This window comes from Providencia sp. PROV048 (assembly GCF_033688165.1).
In the GTDB taxonomy this organism is placed as follows: Bacteria; Pseudomonadota; Gammaproteobacteria; order Enterobacterales; family Enterobacteriaceae; genus Providencia; species Providencia hangzhouensis.
This window is the reverse complement of the sequence record NZ_CP096360.1, coordinates 1586620-1609920: the sequence shown is the minus strand read 5'-3', so window position 1 is coordinate 1609920 and position 23301 is coordinate 1586620. Positions and strand designations below refer to the sequence as shown.

Genomic DNA, 23301 nt, shown 5'->3' with positions numbered 1-23301 from the left:
TTAAAAACAAAATTTATTTTTAATCCCACTTTAGCTACTTTTTAATACACCGTACCCGCTTACTGTTTTTTCTTAAGTGTCGCTAATTTATGACACCCGATTAGCTCATTTTCAAATACCTTAAATATCAATAAGATAAATGTCGCCTTTTGGAGACACGGCTATAGTGTGTTTGTCTCTTATTTAAGACACTGTCGTTTAATCACACATTAAATATACACTTAATATAAATTAAATTAGAATAATTAATGATTTACCGTAAGGCACTAATTAAGATAGAGAGCAAGACAACAATATGTAATTGATATATTTGACTTTGGTTAAATCCATCTATAATAAAAACAGCAGAGATACTTTACCAATCATTATATTTTATTGTTACTTTCTTGTTTAAGGTGTATTTATGAATAAAATGCCCTCATTACCTATGCAGGATCTTCAACCAGCTTTACATATTTTAGAGCAATCTATTGGCTATTTATACCAAGCTGCACTACGTGCCGCGGTGAAACTGCGTATTGCAGAAGCATTACAATCAGGTTCCAAAACAGCTGAAGAACTCGCCAAAGAAACGGGAGCAAATCCCCGAGAACTCACTCGATTATTACGATTATTAGCCACTAAAGATATTTTTAAGCTAACCCCTGATAACAAATTTGACCTCACACCCGCCGCACAATATTTATCTGAAAAGAATACGTTTTCATTACGGCAAGCGGTATTGATGTTTACTGACCCTTCGTTCTGGTTACCCGCAGGCGAGTTACACCGCAGCGCGTTTGAACCCCATTTGTTTAACAGCATGTTTGGAATGAGTTTTTATGAATATTGGGATGAACGAATTACTGATAGTGATAATTTCCACGAAGGCATTTCGTCTGTAAGTAAATTAGAAAATGCATTTGTCGTAGAAAGTTATAGTTTCCCAGATAACGCTCTCGTTGCAGACATTGGCGGCGGCTGTGGTGGGTTACTTTTAGAGGTTATGAAAGCAAATTTAACATTAAAAGGCATATTATTTGATAAAGCCCAAGTATTAGAAAAACATATTCTTAATCAACTAGATGCCCCCCCCCGTTGGAGCATCCAAGCTGGCTCATTTCTTGAAGCCTGCCCTGAAGCTGATATTTATTTACTCAAGTATATTACTCATAATTGGTCAGATACTGTTGCAATAAAGATACTTAAAACAATTAGAAAGTCGATGAGTCCTAACTCTAAGTTACTAATCATTGAAAATATTGTTACCAACGACAATCACCCCCACTTCAGTAAAAATATGGATTTAGTACAGATGGTTTTATTTGATGAAGGCCATGAACGCACAGAAACTGAGTTCAATTCACTGCTAAATCAAGCAAACTTACAATTAAAACAAATTATTTCAACACAATGTCATATTTCCATTATTGAAGCATACCCCATTTAACGTCCGCTATCCTGCTTTATACAATCAAAGCACTAAAGCAGGATAATTAAAGAAAATACCTGATGAATATCAGAATTTTAAATTATGTTAGTAGCTTATCCCTGTTCGTCTTGCTATAAGATTTGCCAATACCCTACTCATCAAATTGATAAAAAATATGATAAAAATCGCGTTAGTTGATGACCATATCGTTGTGCGTTCTGGCTTCGCACAACTATTAACACTTGAACCTGATATTTCGGTTGTCGGGCAATATGCTAATGCTCAAGAAGCTTGGCCTAATTTGCTTAATTTAGATATTGATGTTGCCATCATGGATATTTCAATGCCAGATGAGAACGGCCTGCAACTTTTATCACGGTTGCGCCAAAAAAAGCCGGATTTTCGCACCATTATCTTGAGTATTTATGATACCCCCGCTTTTGTGCAAAGTGCTTTAGATGCTGGAGCCAGTGCGTATTTAACTAAACGCTGTGGCCCTGAAGAATTAGTGCAAGCGGTTCGCTCAGTGCACCAAGGAGGCTGCTACCTATGCGCCGATGCCATGAGAGCGTTACGCCACTCACCCCAACAGCAGCAAAGTCTACAAGAACTCACGCCTCGGGAACGGGAAGTGTTTGATTTATTAGTTGCTGGCTTGAGTGTAAAAGTGATCGCAGAGCAACTTGAATTAAGCCATAAAACTGTGCATGTGCATCGTGCAAATATATTAGGCAAATTACAATGCGAAAATACCATCGACCTTGTTCATTACGCGTTAGAGCATAACCTAATATCAAGGTAATTTCGGCATGAATAAAAGCTTACGTTTAACACTGCAGTCCATCTTTCTATTTTTTACCTATTCTCTGTTATGGATAGGGTTGTGGATCATCGGCTTTTATTTAAGTCAAAACAGTTTTCAAGCAACTTTATTTCTTCCGCAAGGCTTGCGCCTAGCATTGATGATTATCCTGTGGCGACGTTACTGGCCAACACTACTACTCAGCGAAGGGATATTAAATTTTTGGTTATCATCAGAGCAACTGCTCTTCCAACCTGTTTTACTGTTATCTCCATTATTGAGTCTCGGTGTTGCCTTCGTCATTCAAAACATTTGGTGGCGCTATACGTTATATTGGCAACGATTACTATTATTACTCGCAGGTGTCGCCGCAAATAGTGTATTACATGCTTTATTATTCAGTGGGTTATCATCTTATTCCATTAGCCAATTATTCCTAACAACATTCACCGGAGGAATGCTACTCTCTCCTTTTGTTTACCTTATTTATGAATATCTCCACGAGCAGCACTACCAAATGCTCCTTGATTATGGAACGCCAGATAAACAATTACGAACCTCTTTAATAGTTTGGTGTTTTCTATTCTGTGTCGTTGGGTTGAGTGCCCAAGTCTTTTTTGCCCCCGAAATTGAGCGGTTAATTGTCCTACTCGTCTTTATTCCTAATGTTTTTATGGCTTATCGCTATGGTTGGCAGGGCGGCGTACTTTCTGCATTATTAGGCAGTTTAATTATTACTTTTGCACGGCAATTTCACGGTGCCTTTGTTGATTTAGAAGAGCTAGAAATGTTTCTCAGTTCCCAAGCCTTAATTGGCATTGGGCTTGGGATAGCAATTAGCCGACAAAAACAACTGGCGAGTAACCTACAACGCTACCGACAACGCTTAGAGCAAGAGCTAAAAGCGCGACGCGACTTAATGTTACAACTCGTTCATACCGAGGAAGATATCAAAAAAGCGATTGCTCGCGAGTTGCATGATGAAATTGGGCAAAATATTACTGCCATCCAAATTCAGTCAATGCTAGTGAAAAAAACAGCATCTGACGACATCAGCCACCAAGCAGCAAGTCAAATAAATGAACTAGCTCAGCAAATTCACCAATCTACGCGGCAATTATTGCGCCAATTGCGCCCTCCCGTATTGGATGAAATGTCCCTTGAAAATGCACTTAAGCACTTAATTACTGAATTTTCTTTTCCACAGAATAATATTCAATGTCACTTTCATTATGGCTTACAAGAAACGCCGATCAATGAAACGGTTTTATTTACACTTTATCGCCTCGTCCAAGAATTACTTAACAATATCAGTAAACATGCAAAAGCCACACAAATTCACATATCTCTTAAGCAAATAGGTGACTCGATCCAGCTAGTTGTTGATGACAATGGCGTTGGCATTCCATTTAGCAAACGCACGAGTGGCTTTGGTTTACGCGGTATTGAGGAGCGAGTTCGAGCCTTAGGTGGTGACTGGACATTGACCACACAAAACGGAACACAAATAAGTGTTAACTTGCCCACATTTTGAGATAAAACATTGCAAAACTAGGAATAATTCCTAGTCCCCTAATACCTTCTCTCATCCTTTTTGTTAAAAACTTGATTACATTTTGCCTAACAAGAGAAACCGCCCTATGACAGGTAAAGACACCTTGAGTCTGGATAACACGTATCGTTTTTGGCGTCGCCGCTTAATGCTATCAATGATTATTGGTTATGCCACTTTTTACCTTACGCGAAAGAGTTTTAACTTCGTGATGCCTGTCATGCAAAACGAGCTGTTTCTCGATAAAAGCGATATTGGCTGGATAGCGACTGCATTTTATTTAACCTACGGTATTTCTAAGTTTTTATCGGGAATTTTCCACGATATCACCGGATACCGTTGGTTTATGGGTGTCGGCTTAGTGATGACAGGGCTACTAAATATTATTTTTGCCTATTGCTTATCGTTTCCGGCGTTATTAATCGTGTGGACACTAAATGGCTTTTTTCAAGGCTGGGGCTGGCCACCTTGCGCACGCATTCTAACGCACTGGTATTCACGCAATGAACGTGGGTTTTGGTGGGGGCTGTGGAATATTTCCATCAACCTAGGGGGAATGTTACTGCCTCTGCTAACGGCATTATTGGCAACCCAGTACAGCTGGCAAATGGCATTAATTGTCCCTGGCGTTATTGGAGTCATCATTGGGTTATGGCTGTGCCGCCAATTACGTGGCACACCACAAGAAGAACAGCTTCCAAGCGTGGGGCAATGGCGACAAGATGTGTTGGAGTTACGCCAAGAGCGTTTGTCCCCTCCCATGCCGATGTTAACGATTTTAAAAGATGCCATTATTTTTAACCGTATGATTTGGTTACTGGGTTTCTCCTATATTTTGGTTTATCTCATTCGCATGGCGATAAACGATTGGGGGAATTTATGGTTAACAGAGAAACATGGCACTAATTTACTCAGTGCAAATGCAACATTATCGTTATTTGAATTGGGGGGATTATTAGGTGCTCTCTGCTCTGGCTGGGGCTCTGATATCCTATTTCGCGGCCAACGAGCGCCAATGATCCTACTGTTTTCTTTGGGGCTTTGTGTCTCAGTTAGCGCCTTATGGTTAACGCCAATTCATCACTACGCTTTATTGGCTGTATGTTTCTTTGCTATCGGATTTTTTGTGTTTGGACCACAAATGTTAATCGGCTTAGCTGCAACAGAATATTGTCATAAAAAAGCAGCTGGGGCGGTAACGGGCTATCTTGGATTGTACGCCTATTTAGGGGCGGCAATTGCGGGATGGCCGCTCTCTCAAGTCATTGCACATTATGGTTGGTCAGGAATGTTTTCTTTACTGGCCAGTGCCGCGGCTTTGATGGGATTACTGCTAATGCCTCTATTGATTGCCAATGTCAGCAAGCGAGAGCATTTAGCAGGCACTGTTTCACCCTCTGATAATAAAACCTGAATAAAGGACTGAAAATGAAACTGAAAACTCTCTCTACGCTTATCGCTGCTGGTTTATCACTAGCGGCTATTTCTACCACTGCAAATGCTGCGGGCCGTTTGGTTGTTTACTGTAGCGCCACTAACGCCATGTGCGAAACTGAAACGCAAGCTTTTGCGAAAAAATACGATGTCAAAACCACATTTGTACGTAATGGTTCTGGCAGTACTTTAGCCAAAATTGAGGCCGAAAAACGTAACCCACAAGCTGACGTGTGGTATGGCGGTACATTAGACCCTCATTCACAAGCAGGAGAAATGGATTTACTTGAGCCATACAAGTCGCCAAATCTGTCTGAAATTATGCCGCAGTTCCAAGACCCAGCAAAACGTAAAGGTAACTATTCTTCCGCAGTTTACATCGGTATTTTAGGGTTTGGCGTTAACAAAGACCGCCTAAAAGAGAAAGGGTTACCTATCCCAACTTGCTGGAAAGATTTAACCAAACCTGAATATAAAGGCGAAATTCAAATTGCAGACCCACAAAGTTCAGGAACTGCTTATACCGCATTAGCCACTTTCGACCAATTATGGGGTAATGAGCAAGCCTTTGATTACCTGAAAAAATTAAACTCAAATATCTCTCAATATACTAAGTCAGGTATTGCCCCAGCACGTAACGCCGCTCGCGGTGAGTCCGCCATTGGTATTGGCTTTTTACATGATTATTCATTAGAAGTGGAAAATGGCGCGCCATTAGAGCTTATCGCACCATGCGAAGGTACTGGCTATGAAATTGGCGGGATCAGTATCCTGAAAAATGCACGCAATATGGATAACGCCAAATTATTCGTTGATTTCGTCTTATCGAAAGAAGCTCAAGAGCTGAGCTGGAAAGAAGGGAAATCTTACCAAATCTTAACCAACACAACGGCAGAATCCTCGCCTATTTCATTAAAACTCAATGACTTGAACCTAATTAATTACGATATGGATAAATACGGTGATGCTGACGTCCGTAAAAACCTTATCAATAAATGGGTTACTGAAGTCAAAATGAGCAAATAGCATTAAGTGCGGCGTTTACTCGCCGCACTGAGCACTTACTTAACTAAAATAAAAAATTAATTTAATTAAGCTTCAAATTATGAGTGTTGTCACTAGGCGGCAAGTGACGTTATCCCTAGGAGCATACATAAGTATGTGACTAGGGTAACGGAGTGAAGCCAATACCGTGACAGCGCAAAATATGACGAGCTTAGGGGGAACTATGTCTCAAACCCTAACCTTATCGACCCCAACCAAAAAGGATAGCATATTCTTTTGGTTGCTGATTGCATGGCTAGGTTTCGCGTTACTACCTTCTTGGAGCCTAGACTATGGCGTACTTGATTCAACACAAGACGAGATCATAGCGGCTTACGGTTGGAGTAGCCTAAACATTAGTTGGCTTTGGTATTTATTACCTTCTATTTTATTTATTCGCCCGTTAACACCAGCGGATCGTTATCATAAAACACGGCATTACGTCGATATTGGCGTGGCTGTTATCACCGCCGCCGTGGTGATCTTAACCTCCTACTTTGAAGGAAAAGGGTTAGGTTACTCAGCTATTGTGCTATTTATCGCCTTGGGAATGGTGATGACATTGGCGTTAACCCGCCTTGAGTGGCTCGGTGGAGACCAGTTTGTTATTGGCTCACTGATCACCGTTGTTGCTTTAATAACCCTGTTTATTGTGTTCCCAAGTGTCGCTATTTTTATCCCGATGTTTACTGATGGAAACGGAGACTTTGCGCCATTCGCCTTTGTGGCAATTTTGACACAATCGCATATTGTCCAAGTTATTATTAACTCTGTATTTTTATCGTTAGCAGTAGGGGCTGGCTGTACTTTCTTTGGTTTAATTTTAGCCATTTATACGACGCGTATTGCTAAACGCTCCGCCATCATTGGCCGTGTTTTTTCTATTTTGCCTATCGTCACTCCCCCATTTGTCGTCGGTCTAGGGGTCACATTGATGATGGGGCGTTCAGGGTATATTACCGAATTCCTTGCTACTTATATGGGCCTTGAAAATACCAACTGGCTATATGGCTTTACGGGAATTTGGTTAGCGCAAGTGCTAGCATTCACCCCGATGTCATTCATGATTTTAGATGGTGCGATTAAAACCATTCACCCATCTTTAGAAGAAGCGTCTTATACATTGCGTGCCAACCGTTACCAAACTTTCTTTAATGTATTTATGCCATTACTGAAACCTGCTTTGGCAAACGCATTTTTAATCGTCATAGTGCAATCATTGGCTGACTTTAGTAACCCATTAGTTTTAGGTGGTAACTTCGACGTACTCGCGACGCAAATTTACTTCTATATCACTGGGTCGCAGTTAGATTATCAAGCCGCCAGTACCTTGGGTGCGTCACTACTAGTGTTCTCACTTTTAGTCTTCTGCGTTCAGTATATGTGGATAGGCAAACGCTCCTATGTCACTGTGTCCGGGAAATCTTACCGTGGTGATGTTCAGCCGTTACCAACATCGTTAATTGCCACTGTAACAGCCTTCTTAGCTATTTGGGTTGCATTTAACATATTGTTATACGGTAGCATTTTCTACGGTAGCTTTACCGTGAACTGGGGTGTTGATTACACCTTAACCTTAGATAATTTTATTAAATTATTTGGTCAGGGTATGAGTGATGGTGCATGGCCGTCACTGTTAGATACGCTTCTGTATGCAGGTATTGCGGCACCTATTACCGCGATCCTTGGTTTACTAATTGCCTATATCGTAGTTCGCCAAGACTTCCGTGGTAAAAAGACCATCGAATTCACGACGATGTTGTGTTTTGCGGTTCCAGGTACCGTGGCAGGTGTGTCATACATTTTAGCCTTTAACGACTCACCGTTTTATTTAACGGGAACGGCTGCCATCGTCATTATTTCAATGACCATGCGTAACGTCCCTGTGGGTATCCGTGCTGGTATTGCAGGTTTAGGGCAAATTGATAAATCATTGGATGAAGCGTCACTCAGCTTACGAGCGGGTTCAATGCGTACCATCTTCTTTATCCTATTACCCTTGTTGCGCCCAGCCATTTTATCGGCGCTGATTTATAGCTTTGTCCGTGCGATCACCACTGTCAGTGCGATTGTATTCTTGGTTACTCCAGATACTCGCGTCGCAACGGCTTATATTTTGAACCGTGTTGAAGACGGTGAATATGGCGTTGCCATTGCCTATGGCTCAATCCTGATTGTCGTAATGTTGGCAATTATTTTCTTATTTGACTATTTGATTGGCGAAGCCCGTGTTTCACGTTCCAAAGCCAAAAATGCACAGTAATCATGGAGTAACTGACATGACACAACATCATTTTGTTGAACTAAAAAATGTGACTAAACGCTTTGGCAACAATACCGTCATCGATGATTTAAGTCTTTCAATTCCGCAAGGTAGCATGGTGACCCTACTCGGCCCATCAGGCTGCGGTAAAACCACCGTATTGCGTTTAGTGGCTGGCTTAGAAAAACCGACTGAAGGCCGTATGTTTATTGACGGTGAAGATGTGACAGACCGTTCCATTCAACAACGCGATATCTGTATGGTTTTCCAATCTTATGCCCTGTTCCCGCATATGTCCTTGGGGGACAACGTGGGTTATGGCTTAAAAATGTTAGGATTACCCAAAGCCGAAATAAAAAAACGAGTTGACGAGGCATTAGAATTAGTGGATTTAGCAGGTTTTGCTGGCCGCTTTGTCGACCAAATTTCTGGGGGACAACAGCAACGAGTTGCCTTAGCTCGCGCATTGATCCTTAAGCCAAAAGTGCTGTTGTTCGATGAGCCATTAAGTAACTTGGATGCAAATTTACGTCGTAGCATGCGTGAAAAAATCCGTGAGTTACAGCAGCAGTTTAATATCACCTCTTTGTATGTTACCCATGACCAAAGCGAGGCCTTTGCGGTTTCGGATATGGTGTTGGTCATGAATAAAGGGAAAATCATGCAACTCGGCTCACCGCAAGAGCTCTACCGCCAGCCAGCGTCAAAATTTATGGCCAGCTTTATGGGGGATGCCAATATTTTCCCTGCGACGCTCAGTGCGGATTCCGTGGATATTTTCAATTATCGCTTACCACGCCCAGAACAGTTTGTTACTGATAAAACCGCGGTAACTGTGGGGGTTCGTCCCGAAGCTATCACGCTGAGTTTACAAGGTGAAGACAGCCAACGCTGTACAGTGACTCACGTCGCTTATATGGGGCCTCAATATGAAGTCACTGTTGATTGGCATGGTCAATCAATGTTGCTGCAAATTAATGCCACTCAATTACAACCTTCTGTCGGGGAAAACCTCTATTTGCAGATCCACCCATACGGCATGTTTATTCTTGAGTAATATCCCACTCTTTGAATAATACAAAATGTCATTAGGTAACAAGGGAAACTTAGCATTGTGAATAGCACATTCTCCCTTCACCCATAAGGGCGGAGGGGGAATGTGCCCCATAAGAAAATAATCACTAAAAGCATATTATCGGTGACTTCAATATCAATTTTTATTTTTTTCTGAAAGTACAATTAACATACTTAACAAAATAAATAACATACCGATTATCATCGAAATTGTCATTGTCTCATCTAAAAGATAGGATGAAATCATCACACTAATGATTGGTGAAATAAGAATTGAGTATGATGAAAGCTTTGCGCCACCATACTCTATCATATAATACCAAAGAACATAAACAATCACGCCATTAGCTATCCCCATATAGATAATTGGTATATATACACTCATAAAAAATTCAGAATGTATATTACTCAATATGTTTAAATCAACATTTAAAAATGGAATTAATAAAATAAAAAAAACAAATGATACTATATTTTGATAAAATACTTTTGAAGTTAGGTTTATTTTCATGGTAATTTTTTCAGATAAAATAGTTCCTAGTGCCCACATAAATGCACTTAATAAAATTATCATTTCACCAATACTTATACCAACTGGTGATATAAAGATAAAAATACCACTAATGCATAACAAAGATACAAATACTGACCGAGTTTCAATATGTTTATTTATTACACCCAATACAACTGTTGCCATTACTGGCATTGTATAAACAAGTACAGATGCCTTTACCGCTTCTGTATACTTTAACGCCAAACTATTTAATATAGGAACTAAAAAAACATTTAAAAAACCAAGTGGGATACTGTTTACAAACTCTCGAAAATTAAACCGACACCGACTAAAAAAGAAAAAAACAAAGCACAAAAAAATAACTGAAATAATTAGGGAGTAGATTCTAAAAGCCCAAACACCTACTTGGTCAATCGCTAGTTTTGATATAGGAAATGCACTCCCCCATATGAATGATATTAAAATAGCACAAAGAAGTACTTTAATTTGCTTCATTATACCTCACAACTAATGCCATTCTTTTACTTGTTCTATTAGATGTCACTGTGGAAACGAAATGTGGGATTTTTCTTTTTTTTGTATCAAAAATTAAAATATTTAAATATGACGGGATAAAAGTATCTAAAATTGTCTTTTTATCATTATCTAAAATCATCGTTAACCCTCCATAATTTGCTTCCCATTCCTTTGTTAGGTTAATTACAATACCTATCCCATCATCGGAGTCACAATGTGTAGTTAGAAAATCATCTTTATCAAACTTGCTTAAGTACATGTTTGATATAACATTTACTTTACTTCCTGTTAGGTTTTCTAAAAAGTTTTTAAATTTAACATCATTAACAACTGAAATTAAATCAGCAAAAATTATTTTTATTGAATCAGATAAGTTATCTACATTGATAACACTAACATTAGAAAATATTAAATTAAGACAGTCAACGTCTGTAGATTAATAAAAAATAATGCCACATAGATAATAAATATATTGGCAATACATATTATTTGAATATATATATTTTTTAAATAAAATAAAAAAACAGCGTCTAAGTTTCCTTAAACGCTGCTTTTAATAGCAGGATTAATTATAAAAACGCTTTATATGGCAATTCAGGTTCATTTTTGAAAATATCACTAAAGCCGCGGAAATGTTGATAATGCATGCGGTCTTTATCTGTTGGATAAGTATATTTCCCACCCACTTGCCAGAAGAACGGGGCAAATTTATATTGCAAACGCTCTTTTTTCATATTCCACAAGACTTCAATTTCCCGCGGATCATTTTGGAAGTTTGCCCAAATATCATGGTGGAATGGAATAACACGCTCACAATCTAATGACTCTGCTGCACGTAAAATATCCGATGACGTCATTTTATCCGTCACACCACGTGGGTTTTCGCCAAAAGAAAGCAGTGCGACATCAATATTGTAACGGTTACCATGCGCCGCATAATAGTTTGAATAATGTGAATCGCCGGAATGATAAATAGAGCCGCCAGTTGTTTCTATCAAGTAGTTCACCGCACGAGAATCCATGCCATCTAAAATTTGCTTATCATAAGAAGAAACACCCTGTGGCAATGTCACCAATGCTGTGCGGTCAAATGAATCTAACACACGGATTTTCATATCCCCCACTTCCAGTACATCACCGACTTTGGCAACAACGCAACGTTCGGTTGGTACTCCCCATTTTATCCATAAATCCACACAAGCTTGAGGGCCAATAAATTTAACGTGGTCACCACAGTTTTGCATTACCGCAGCAGCGACATTGACATCGATATGGTCAGCATGGTCATGAGAGGCCAAAATCGCATCAACTTCTTTAATCGCAAACGGATCTAAAGGGAAAATCGCAGTACGTAAGTTTGGTTGTAGCGCTTCAACACCGCCCATACGCATCATTTGGTGTTGCTTATTCATGAGTGGATTTTTTTGCGTTTTTTTCCCTGTTCCACACCAAAAATCGATACAAACATTGGTATTTCCCTCACTCTTTAACCAAATACCTGTGCACCCCAGCCACCACATTGAAAAGGTATTGGGTTCAACAACCGTTTTTTCAATTTCTTCATTTAGCCACGTTCCCCACTCAGGAAACGTACTTAAAATCCAAGATTCACGTGTGATTTCATTTACTTTGCTCATAGTAACAATACCTTTTCTAGAATTTTAGATGTAGGGAGCCTGATGCCTTAATCGAGAAATTAAGGCATGGCAGCTGAATTTGTCTATATTAAAAAATCAGGTATTCGACGGAATTAAACCAGTATCACTCGCGTGCCCTGCTCGGCAATCGCTTTGATAACCTCAGCATTGGCATTTCTTCCAGTGATAAGAACATCTATCTTATTAGCTGGGCAAAATAACATTCCCGTTCGATGACCCACTTTGGAACTGTCTACAACAACGACTAATTTATCAATTTGATCAAGCATTTGCTGCTCTGCTACCGCAGTTAACATATCCGCTTTGTATAAGCCAGCTTCCGTTAATCCTTTACCTGAAGTAAACATCCAGTTACCGGCATAGCCCATTAACGTGTTCAAAGCAGGATTCAAAAAAATGTTTTGTGCTTTGTTATACTGCCCACCGATTAAAATGACGTCATCATGGTCTTGGTCAATCAAATAACTCGCTAATGGAAAATAATTCGTCACAATTTGCACGTTTTTACCGCACAACTGCTGCCCTAACATAAACGCGGTTGAACCACAGTTAATTACAGCGCTTTCTCCCGGAAGACAAAGTTCTGCCGCTTTAATTGCGATTTCAGACTTTTCTTCATAGTGCTCAGTACTATTGATGTTTAACGGTGTCCACTTACGCTTTTTATTTTCAATACGTTCTGCGCCATTACGGACTTTTCGCAATTTACCTTGCTCATCTAACTTTGAAATATCACGACGAGCAGTTGCAGGAGACACACTAAATTGTTCGGTTATATGAGAAACATTGATCACTCGATGCGTTTCCAATAACGACAATATTTCATTGTGTCTTTGCACTTCATTCATAATCATCGCCTTATTAGTTAATAATCACGACCATGATGACACATGACTCAAAATGATTACTAGTGATTAGTTTTGATTCTATTTATCTCATCTAATATTGTCAACCTTTGCTTATGCAAAAAAACAATATTTGATTCAAGTAAAAATATCACATTGATATACATGAATATTTTAAATTTTACGTGATCAGGTCGCCATTTATTTATTTTTTTACTGGTAAAAAAACAGACAAATGCAAACAATCATAAAAGAGCAATTCATGATTACATATGATCACATTTGATTTTTGCAGGATTGTTTAACCCCTTTAAATGATTATATCGCAATAACACCAGATACGATCAATATGAATCATCTCTGACCCAGATAAATTACAAATACAATTTGATTAGAGGTAAAAATATGGATTTTTTATACGACGCTTTCTATATTTTTTACAGCCAAGTAATGACAAAAGCGCCTCTATTATTAGGCTTAGTCACATTTATTGGTTATTGGCTATTAAAACGCGATGGCACGACAATCCTCAAAGGGACAATCAAAACGATTGTTGGTTTTATGCTAGTTGGCGTTGGAGCCAGTACTTTAGTTTCCAGTTTTAAACCCGTAATAGAAAAAATGTCTGAATACCATGGACTTACGGGCTCAGTTATTGACCCATATACGTCAATGATGGCGACAATGGAAGCCATGGGTGATAACTATTCTTGGGTGGGCTATACCGTTTTATTAGCTCTCGCAATTAATATTGTTTTAGTCCTTTTTCGCCGCGTCACGGGTATTCGTACCATTATGTTGACAGGGCATATTATGTTTCAACAAGCAGGCCTAATCGCTGTTTTCTATTTTGTGCTCGGCTCAAGCATGTGGGAAACCATTTTGTATTCTGCGGTATTAATGGCGCTGTATTGGGGAATTTCTTCCAATATTATGTTTAAGCCAACGCAAGAAGTCACTGGCGGTGCCGGTTTTTCTATCGGCCACCAGCAGCAGTTTGCCTCATGGATAGCAACCAAAGTTTCCCCGAAATTGGGGGATAGAAAAGACAGTGTTGATAATTTAAAACTGCCCAAATGGCTGCATATCTTCCATGACAGTATTTCCGCTACTGCCATTGTGATGACCTTATTCTTTGGTGTGATCTTAATTTCCTTTGGTATACCTAATCTGCAAACCATGGCAGGGACCACCCACTGGACCATTTATATTATTGAAACAGGTTTAAAATTTGCCGTTGCTATCCAAATCATTGTAACGGGTGTGCGAATGTTTGTTGCCGAGCTTTCTGAGGCCTTTAAAGGGATCTCCGAACGTGTCATTCCCAACGCTGTACTCGCTATCGATTGTGCAGCAATCTACGCTTTCTCACCTAATGCGATGGTATTTGGCTTTATGTGGGGGGCAATTGGGCAATTTGTTGCCGTTCTGGGTATGTTGGCATTTAACTCGCCAATTATGATTATTCCTGGTTTTATCCCAATGTTTTTCTCCAACGCCACTATTGGTATCTTTGCAAACCATTTTGGCGGCTGGAAAGCGGTTATGAAAGTCTGTTTTGTCATGGGCGTTATCGAGATATTAGGTTCCGCTTGGGCCATTGATCTTATCAATCGACAAGGTACTGAATTTAGCGGTTGGATGGGAATGGCCGACTGGGCATTAGCTTTCCCTGTCATTATGCAAGGTTTGTCTTTCTCTAAAATGTTCTTCTTTGTGGTTGTCGCCCTCTCCTTTGTCTATATGTACTTTGCCGCAAAAAAATTACGCGCTGAAGAAGACGCACGAAGTCCAACCGAAGCTGAAAGTGAGGTCAATGAGAAAGCTGAAGCAGCCCCACTTGAAAATAGCGGCGCTAAACCTGTACGTATCTTAGCAGTTTGCGGTAATGGACAAGGCTCGTCAATGATGATGAAAATGAAAATTGGCCAGTATCTTGAGAAAAAAGGGATCCCACACACCATGGACTCCTGCGCCGTATCTGACTATAAATCAAAATTAACAGCCACTGATATTATCGTTTCCTCTAAGCATTTAAGCTCAGAAATGGACCCCGGTGATGGGAAATTTGTGCTTGGCGTACAAAATATGCTCAACCCTAACTCATTCGGTGATGAACTACTCGATATCATACATACTAATTTTATCGGAAATAAATAGCCTAAGTCATAGGAATAGATATCGCTCATAACGGTATCTACCCCCTTAACGTTGAAAAATAGGAAGGCAATGATGGGATTTAAACAATCACTAATCGACAATAATTCGATACAGCTACAAGCATCCGCTGATAACTGGCGTGATGCTATTAAGATAGGTACAGACCTGCTCATCGCTTCGGGGGCGATAAAACCCAGTTATCATGAGGCAATCATCAGCAGCGTCGAAAAACTTGGGCCTTATATTTGTATCGCGCCTAATTTGGCCCTTCCCCATGCAAGACCTGAAGATGGTGTACTAAAAACAGCCTTTGCTTTAGTCACTCTAGACAAACCCATTATTTTTGATGGCGAGGATGAACCCGTTGATGTGCTGATCACCTTAGCGGGTAGCTCATCAGATGAACATATGGAAGGCTTGATGGAAGTGACTCGCGTTCTCGATGATGAAAACAGTGAAACCGGTGTCGACCTTGATAAATTACGTCGCTGCCGCACCATTGATGATGTTTATCAGGTTATTGACCAAGCATTATGCTAATTTAATGATAATAAAAAAGAATCATTAATTAGCAATAGAGGTAATCAACTATGTATAACGTATTAGCGCTTGATTTAGATGGCACAGTTTTAACTCAAGAACACACTATCCACCCAGCCGTCAAACAAGCCATTCACAAAGCAGCAAAACAATGCCATGTCATGATAGTCACGGGTCGCCATCATACCGCAGCTCGCCCCTATTATGATGAGCTTGGTTTAACCACGCCAATTATTTGTTGCAATGGTACTTATATCTATGATTACCAAAATGAAAAAGTTCTCACACACAATGCTCTCACCAAAGAGAACGCGCTCACTTTTATTGAACTGGCGCAACAGGACAAACTGAAAATGGTGATGTATATCACCGATGCCATGGTGTATTCAAAAATCGATCCCATCGATTACATGAGCGCGATGGAGCAATGGGCTAACGTCCCAACCATGGCCCATCCGCCAAAAATTTATCGCATTGATTCATTTGAAGAACAAGTCCAGCACGCTGACTATATTTGGAAATTTGTCGTCGAAGGTGAACCGGCTACGTTAGAGCGCTTCTTAAACTCACCTTGGATAAAACAAACTTTTAATGCAGAAAAATCATGGTCAAACCGTTTCGATTTTGCTGCTAAAGGCAATAACAAAGGAACGCGTTTAGCTGAGTATCTTCATTCTCTGGGTTATGACTCGAAGCAAGTTATTGCTGTTGGTGATAATCACAACGATATCTCCATGATTAAGCTAGCAGGCTTAGGAGTTGCAATGAAAAATGCTGATGACACCGTGAAGTCCCATGCGGATTTCGTTTGTGCTACCGATAACAATGGTGATGGCCTTGCGCGTCTCATACATGAAAATATTTTAGGACAATCACAATGACAAAGCCTTTGATCCAAATAGCTCTAGACCAAACCAACTTACCGGCTGCACTCGAAGTGGCTGAAAATGTACACACTTTCGTTGATATTATTGAAGTGGGCACAATCTTAGCTTTTGCAGAAGGCATGAATGCAGTCGCGACTTTACGTCAAAAATATCCCAACCACATTCTAGTTTGCGATATGAAAACCACGGATGGTGGAGCCATTTTATCGAAAATGGCATTTGAAGCGGGAGCAGATTGGATCACAGTATCAGCGGCGGCACATATTGCCACTATAGCTGCCTGTAAAAAAGTTGCCGATGAGTTTAATCGTGAAATCCAAATTGAAATCTATGGTAATTGGACTTTTGACGATGCTAAAAATTGGGTTGAACTTGGCATTTCGCAAGCTATTTACCATCGTTCCCGTGATGCAGAACTCGCTGGTATTGGCTGGACCAATGAAGATATCGAAAAAATGCGCAAGCTGTCTGATTTAGGACTAGAACTCTCAATTACAGGCGGGATAATTCCAGAAGACCTGCATTTATTTAATGGTATCAATGCAAAAGCCTTTATTGCTGGCCGTGCGTTAGTGGGTGAAAAAGGCCAAAAAACGGCGGAAGCACTAAGGGAACAAATTGACCGTTTTTGGAAATAGTAATTAGGAATAATTCTGACTCAAAAACCGACCTTTCCGTTTAAAACTCACTCGATTAAAATTCAGGCCAGCAAAATAGCTGGCCTTTTCAACAATCTATCGAACTTGTGATTTATTAACCTAATTGCTTACGTGCGTTACGGAAAATGCGCATCCACGGGCTATCTTCTCCCCAATTTTCAGGGTGCCATGAATTACTCACAGTGCGGAAAACACGCTCAGGGTGCGGCATCATGATCGTTGCTCGGCCATCTTTCGAGGTCACCGACGTAATACCATTAACTGACCCATTCGGGTTAGCTGGATATTGCTCAGTTACCTGACCGTAGTTATTCACGAAGCGCATTGCCACCAGCCCATTATCTTCTAATTGCTGTAAATGTGCGGCTGCACGGGTTTCCACTTGCCCTTCCCCATGAGAAACCGCTATCGGCATACGAGAACCTGTCATATCTTGCAGTAACAGTGATGGGCTTTTTGCTATTTCAACTAAGCTAAAGCGTGCTTCAAAACGTTCAGAACGATTACGTACAAAACGAGGCCAGAATTCAGCACCTGGGATAAGCGTATGTAAGTTCGACATCATCTGGCAACCATTACATACCCCCAGAGATAAAGTATCAGCACGGTTAAAGAATGTCTCAAATTCATCACGGACTTTATTGTTGAATAAAATAGATTTTGCCCAACCTTCACCCGCACCTAATACGTCACCATAAGAGAAACCGCCACAAGCCACTAATGCTTGGAATTGTTCCAAAGACAAGTTACCTGCGAGTAAATCACTCATATGCACATCAATTGCATCGAAACCAGCACGGTCAAAGGCTGCCGCCATTTCCACATGTGAGTTCACACCTTGTTCACGTAAAACAGCTACTTTAGGACGTACACCTGACAAAATAAATGGCGCAGCAATGTCTTCTTCAATGTCATAAGTCAATTTCACATTCAAACCTGGGTCTTGGTTATCCTGTTTCATTGTATGTTCTTCGTCGGCACACACTTCGTTATCGCGCAAGCGCTGCATTTGCCAAGTCGTTTCAGCCCACCATTGGCGCAATAAACTGCGAGATTCGCGGTAAACAACCGTATCTCGGCTATTGATGATCACGGCATCATCTTGTATTGCAGAACCTAAATAATGAACACAGCCTGCAAGCCCTGCTTGTGCAAAACATTCTGCCACATACTCTCTATCGGCTTCATTAATTTGAATGACAGCGCCTAACTCTTCGTTGAATAATGCTGCGAGCGTGTCTTCATCAAAAGAGCTAATATCAACATTAATACCGCAATGACCTGCAAAAGCCATTTCCACTAAAGTGACGAATAAGCCGCCATCTGAGCGGTCATGATAGGCTAATAATTTTTGCTCGGATAATAACTTCTGAATGGTATTAAAGAAGCCAAGCAATACTTCAGGGCTACGTACATCAGGGGCTTTATTACCTAACTGACGATATACCTGTGCGAGTGCAGAACCGCCCAGCGCGTTATGGCCTTGCCCGAGGTCAATTAATAACAAGGCATTATCATGACCTGTTTTTAACTCAGGTGTCACTGTTAAGCGGACATCTTCAACACGGCCAAATGCACTAATCACCAAGGAAAGTGGCGACGTCATTTCACGTTCTTCACCATCCTGCTGCCAACGGGTTTTCATTGACATGGAATCTTTACCAACTGGGATAGTTAAACCTAACGCAGGGCACAGTTCTTCTCCTACCGCTTTAACCGCTTCATATAGACCTGCATCTTCACCAGGGTGCCCAGCTGCTGCCATCCAGTTAGCCGACAATTTAACGCGTTTTAAATCTTGCACATAAGAACATGCGATATTAGTTAATGCTTCCCCAACTGCCATTCGTGCTGATGCAGCAAAGTCCACCAATGCTACTGGTGTTCTTTCACCAATTGACATGGATTCCCCATAGTAGCTATCTAAGCTAGCAGTGGTTACCGCGCAGTCAGCAACAGGAATTTGCCATGGGCCAACCATCTGATCACGCGCCACCATACCCGTCACTGTGCGGTCACCAATGGTGATTAAGAATGTTTTTTCAGCTACTGCAGGCAAATGTAGAACACGCTTCACCGCTTCATTTAAATTAATCGCTGTTCTATCTAATGAATCGGGCTCTGCCTTTAATGTTGTTACATCACGCAGCATTTTTGGTGTTTTACCCAGTAAAACATCCAAAGGCATATCTATAGGTTGGTTAGAAAAGTGTTCATCATTCAGTGTTAAATGACGCTCTTCAGTGGCTTCCCCAATCACGGCAAATGGCGCACGTTCGCGCTCACAAATTGCGGTGAACACAGGAAGCTGCTCTGGTGAAACGGCCATTACATAACGTTCTTGAGATTCGTTACACCAGACCTCCAATGGGCTCATTCCTGGCTCATCATTGAGAATCTTACGTAACTCAAAGCGCCCACCACGGCCACCATCACTGACCAATTCTGGCATTGCGTTCGACAAACCGCCTGCGCCTACGTCATGGATAAATAAAATTGGGTTATCATCACCAAGTTGCCAACAGCTATCGATGACTTCTTGGCAACGGCGTTCCATTTCGGCGTTATCACGTTGTACCGAAGCAAAATCGAGATCTGCGTCTGATTGGCCTGATGCCATTGATGATGCAGCCCCGCCACCTAACCCAATGTTCATTGAAGGGCCACCGAGTACAATCAGTTTTGCACCAACCGTAATATCGCCTTTTTGTACGTGATCTGCACGGATGTTTCCGATACCACCCGCTAACATAATAGGCTTATGGTAACCACGTAATTCTTCACCATTGTGGCTGTTAACTTTTTCTTCATACGTTCTGAAATAACCTAATAGCGCAGGACGACCAAATTCATTATTGAATGCCGCCCCACCTAATGGCCCTTCCATCATAATATCCAAAGCCGTCACAATGCGCTCTGGTTTACCAAAATCTTCTTCCCAAGGCTGTTCAAAACCGGGAATGCGTAAGTTAGAAACAGAAAAACCGACTAAACCAGCTTTTGGCTTCGCGCCGCGCCCTGTTGCGCCTTCATCACGAATTTCACCGCCAGAGCCTGTTGCTGCTCCCGGCCATGGTGAAATCGCTGTTGGGTGGTTATGAGTTTCCACCTTCATTAAGATATGAGCATCTTCTTGGTGGTAGCGGTATGTACGTCCTTCAGGTTCAGGAAAAAAGCGGCCAACAGACGAACCTTCCATAACGGCGGCATTATCTTTATAAGCAGATAAAACATGGTCAGGTGTTTTTTCAAACGTATTTTTAATCATTTTAAACAGTGATTTAGGCTGTTTTTCACCATCAATTACCCAGTCTGCATTAAAGATTTTATGGCGGCAATGTTCTGAGTTTGCTTGCGCAAACATATAGAGCTCAACATCCGTTGGATTACGTTTTAACCCAGTAAATGCCTCTAACAGGTAATCAATTTCGTCATCAGCCAACGCTAGGCCCATTTCCCTGTTTGCTGTTTCCAATGCAAGGCGGCCACCCGTAATCACATCAATGGACTTCATTGGTGCTGGCTGTTGCTGCACAAACAGTGCGCTCGCTTGTTCAAAAGAAGAAAAAATGCTTTCCATCATGCGATCATGCAAAATAGCGATCACTTCATGCCACTGTTCTTGGGTCAATGCATCACCTTGAACATAATAAGCAATCCCGCGTTCGATACGCTTTACTTGGCGAAGACCACAGTTATGTGCAATATCGGTGGCTTTTGAAGACCACGGAGAGATAGTTCCCGGACGAGGAGTGACTAAAATAAGCTTACCGAATGGCTCGTGCTCAGCCAGAGAAGGACCATACTTTAACAAACTGCTCAGTTTGCCTTGCTCACTATCACTCAACGGCGCTGATAATTCAGCAAAGTGCATATACTCAGCATAGATATCCGTGACAGGAAGCTGTTTTTCTGTAAACAGCGCCAAAAGGCGGGTAATACGAAATGCTGATAGAGCAGGTGAACCACGCAAAATTTCCATCGTCTTAATTTCTCTCTTTTAAACGCCAGCCCTGAACATGAAAGCAGGGAAACCGGAACACATTATAGAGCAATGTTCATCAATACGAAACCGTTTGCGTGATTAAAAATAAAGCGATTAGTTAAATATTATTCTGTGCTAAATACGATAATATAGGTTGCACCGTTCCTAAATGTTGAGCAAAATAGCCGACTACTGGAATTATAACCATTACTTAGCCATACTCTTTTATGGACATACAGCACCAGTCAATGCACGAGAAACTATTATTTGAATAACTTAAAAGTTAACTATTTAATTGTCGTGGTCATCGCGCTACTGGCTACTATGGTCATCGGTTTTAACGTCCGTTGGCCCAATACGCAGAATTCACAAATTAATAAAATTATTTCTCAAGGTGAATTACGTATTAGTGCCGTTAGCTCGCCACTTATCTATATTGATGAGCAAAAACAGCTGCGTGGGTTTGACTACGAGCTGGCTCAAGGCTTTGCCTCATACCTAGGAGTTAAACTCAAGATAACCATCCGCCCAACATTCGAGCAAATATTCGATGACCTTGAAAATGGCGATGCCGATATCGCGGTTGCGGGTTTACTGTATAACAAAGACCGTTTAGCCAAAACAAAAACTGGTCCAAGTTATCTTAATGTCACTCAACAACTTGTCTATCGCAAAGGAACAAATCGCCCCAAAAACTTCAATGAAATAACGGGTAAATTATTGGTAACAGCGGGTACGGCGCATGCAAGTACCTTGAAGGAACTCGCCAAGGAATACCCAAACCTAAAGTGGGAAGAAACCTCAAAATACAATACCAATCAAATCCTTGAAATGGTTGCCGATGGTGAGGTTGACTACACATTAGAAGACTCTATTGCCGTTGCACTACAGCAACGTATTCACCCGCAATTAGCGGTTGCTTTTGATTTATTGGATGATCATGCTGTTACTTGGTATATGCGTCGTAGTAAAGAAAACAGTTTAGATGCTGCGTTGCTTGATTTCTTCAACATCAGCCATGAAAGCGAATTACTTGCACGTCTTAATGAAAAATATTTCAGCCATGTAGAGTCTTTCGATTATTTCGATACAATGGCATTTATTAAAGCCATTGATAATAAACTCCCCGAGTATCAACCTCTATTTGAAAAATATGCTCAGGTAATTGACTGGAAATTATTAGCGGCTATTGCATGGCAAGAGTCCCATTGGGATCCTTTAGCGACCTCACCTACGGGGGTACGCGGGCTAATGATGCTAACAAAGCCAACCGCAACAACAATGGGTATTGCGGATAGGTTAGACCCGGAAGAAAGCATAAAGGGCGGCGCCGCTTATATTGCTTATATTATGGAGCGTTTACCTGAAACCATCGAAGAGGATGACCGTATCTGGTTTGCCCTTTCCGCCTATAATATGGGGTATGGGCATATGCAGGATGTCCGTAAATTAACTGAAATGTTAGGTGGAGACCCTAACCGGTGGTTAGATGTGAAAGCCCGCTTGCCTTTATTGACACAGAAAAAATATTACTCACAACTCACTTATGGTTATGCACGTGGCCACGAAGCTTATCGTTACGTTGAGAATATTCGTCGTTATCATCAAAGTTTAGTTGGTTACTTACAAAGCCAAGAAAGAAAACAGCATGCACTTGATATTGCACAAAAATCACTTATTTATTTAATTTCACCAGAAAACCTGACAGCAGCTGAGTCTCAAACGATTCAAAATCAGTCCCCTATTCCTGAAAAAGTGAGTACTACACATTTAGGGAAAATGAGTTCTGCAACGCAACCACCTAAAACACTTGAAGAAAAAAGACTACCATTAGGAAAGTATTTGCTTTCACTACATCCATCGCAAAATACCGATGAAACCGATGATAAAACGCCCATCACACCACTAAAAGCACCTGAGAAGCCGTTATAAATCATGCTGAAATAAAATGGGAGCG

At 40.9% G+C, this 23301-nt stretch carries 17 protein-coding genes; 12 read left to right on the top strand and 5 right to left on the bottom strand.

Annotation, left to right across the window (positions count from 1 at the left end; all coding sequences use genetic code 11):
• Positions 1 to 403: 403 nt before the first annotated feature.
• From M1F26_RS06955 to fbpC, 7 genes are all read left to right on the top strand, one after another.
• Positions 404 to 1429: a methyltransferase gene (locus M1F26_RS06955; protein ID WP_004264946.1), complete on the top strand. Its 1026-nt coding sequence runs from the start codon at positions 404 to 406 to the stop codon at positions 1427 to 1429.
• Positions 1430 to 1586: 157 nt separating this feature from the next.
• Positions 1587 to 2213, top strand: a complete 627-nt coding sequence (locus M1F26_RS06950) for a response regulator transcription factor (RefSeq protein WP_004264947.1) — start codon at positions 1587 to 1589, stop codon at positions 2211 to 2213.
• 7 nt (positions 2214 to 2220) lie between these two features.
• Positions 2221 to 3747 (top strand): MASE1 domain-containing protein, encoded by a 1527-nt coding sequence (locus M1F26_RS06945; protein ID WP_140172304.1) that lies wholly within the window; start codon positions 2221 to 2223, stop codon positions 3745 to 3747.
• A gap of 106 nt (positions 3748 to 3853) precedes the next feature.
• Positions 3854 to 5179, top strand: coding sequence for an MFS transporter family glucose-6-phosphate receptor UhpC (uhpC, locus tag M1F26_RS06940; protein WP_036959008.1), 1326 nt, complete (start codon positions 3854 to 3856; stop codon positions 5177 to 5179).
• A gap of 14 nt (positions 5180 to 5193) precedes the next feature.
• Entirely contained in the window at positions 5194 to 6225 is a 1032-nt protein-coding gene (locus M1F26_RS06935; protein ID WP_140172303.1) for an ABC transporter substrate-binding protein, read from the top strand.
• 202 nt (positions 6226 to 6427) lie between these two features.
• Positions 6428 to 8506: an ABC transporter permease gene (locus M1F26_RS06930; protein ID WP_094961701.1), complete on the top strand. Its 2079-nt coding sequence runs from the start codon at positions 6428 to 6430 to the stop codon at positions 8504 to 8506.
• A 16-nt stretch (positions 8507 to 8522) separates the two neighbouring features.
• On the top strand, positions 8523 to 9563 hold the full coding sequence (fbpC, locus tag M1F26_RS06925) for a ferric ABC transporter ATP-binding protein (protein WP_140172302.1): 1041 nt from the start codon (positions 8523 to 8525) through the stop codon (positions 9561 to 9563).
• Positions 9564 to 9716: 153 nt separating this feature from the next.
• Here the strand turns inward: fbpC and M1F26_RS06920 are convergent, their stop codons facing one another.
• From M1F26_RS06920 to ulaR, 4 genes are all read right to left on the bottom strand, one after another.
• Positions 9717 to 10589 (bottom strand): DMT family transporter, encoded by an 873-nt coding sequence (locus M1F26_RS06920; protein ID WP_196731758.1) that lies wholly within the window; start codon positions 10587 to 10589, stop codon positions 9717 to 9719.
• Entirely contained in the window at positions 10576 to 10869 is a 294-nt protein-coding gene (locus M1F26_RS06915) for a 2OG-Fe(II) oxygenase family protein (RefSeq protein WP_140172301.1), read from the bottom strand. The genes M1F26_RS06920 and M1F26_RS06915 overlap by 14 nt, the downstream gene beginning before the upstream one ends.
• Positions 10870 to 11179: 310 nt before the next feature.
• Positions 11180 to 12247 (bottom strand): L-ascorbate 6-phosphate lactonase, encoded by a 1068-nt coding sequence (gene ulaG / locus M1F26_RS06910; RefSeq protein WP_140172300.1) that lies wholly within the window; start codon positions 12245 to 12247, stop codon positions 11180 to 11182.
• A gap of 113 nt (positions 12248 to 12360) precedes the next feature.
• Entirely contained in the window at positions 12361 to 13116 is a 756-nt protein-coding gene (gene ulaR, locus M1F26_RS06905) for an HTH-type transcriptional regulator UlaR (RefSeq protein ID WP_164455448.1), read from the bottom strand.
• A 402-nt stretch (positions 13117 to 13518) separates the two neighbouring features.
• Here ulaR and M1F26_RS06900 point away from each other — a divergent pair, with 402 nt between their 5' ends.
• From M1F26_RS06900 to M1F26_RS06885, 4 genes are all read left to right on the top strand, one after another.
• Positions 13519 to 15273, top strand: coding sequence for a PTS ascorbate-specific subunit IIBC (locus M1F26_RS06900; protein ID WP_140172298.1), 1755 nt, complete (start codon positions 13519 to 13521; stop codon positions 15271 to 15273).
• A 72-nt stretch (positions 15274 to 15345) separates the two neighbouring features.
• Positions 15346 to 15813 (top strand): PTS sugar transporter subunit IIA, encoded by a 468-nt coding sequence (locus M1F26_RS06895; protein WP_094961694.1) that lies wholly within the window; start codon positions 15346 to 15348, stop codon positions 15811 to 15813.
• Between the two features lie 50 nt (positions 15814 to 15863).
• A complete protein-coding gene (locus M1F26_RS06890; protein WP_140172297.1) occupies positions 15864 to 16694 on the top strand; it encodes a Cof-type HAD-IIB family hydrolase in 831 nt (276 codons plus the stop codon).
• The gene (locus M1F26_RS06885) at positions 16691 to 17338 is read left to right on the top strand and encodes a 3-keto-L-gulonate-6-phosphate decarboxylase UlaD (protein WP_110591972.1); all 648 of its coding nucleotides are present in this window, start codon (positions 16691 to 16693) and stop codon (positions 17336 to 17338) included. Before M1F26_RS06890 ends, M1F26_RS06885 begins: the two co-directional genes overlap by 4 nt.
• 115 nt (positions 17339 to 17453) lie before the next feature.
• Here M1F26_RS06885 and purL read toward each other — a convergent pair whose 3' ends face one another.
• Positions 17454 to 21341: a phosphoribosylformylglycinamidine synthase gene (purL, locus tag M1F26_RS06880; protein ID WP_140172296.1), complete on the bottom strand. Its 3888-nt coding sequence runs from the start codon at positions 21339 to 21341 to the stop codon at positions 17454 to 17456.
• A gap of 270 nt (positions 21342 to 21611) precedes the next feature.
• On the opposite strand from purL, the gene mltF reads away from it, so the two are divergent.
• Entirely contained in the window at positions 21612 to 23276 is a 1665-nt protein-coding gene (gene mltF, locus M1F26_RS06875) for a membrane-bound lytic murein transglycosylase MltF (RefSeq protein WP_140172295.1), read from the top strand.
• Positions 23277 to 23301 lie beyond the last annotated feature (25 nt).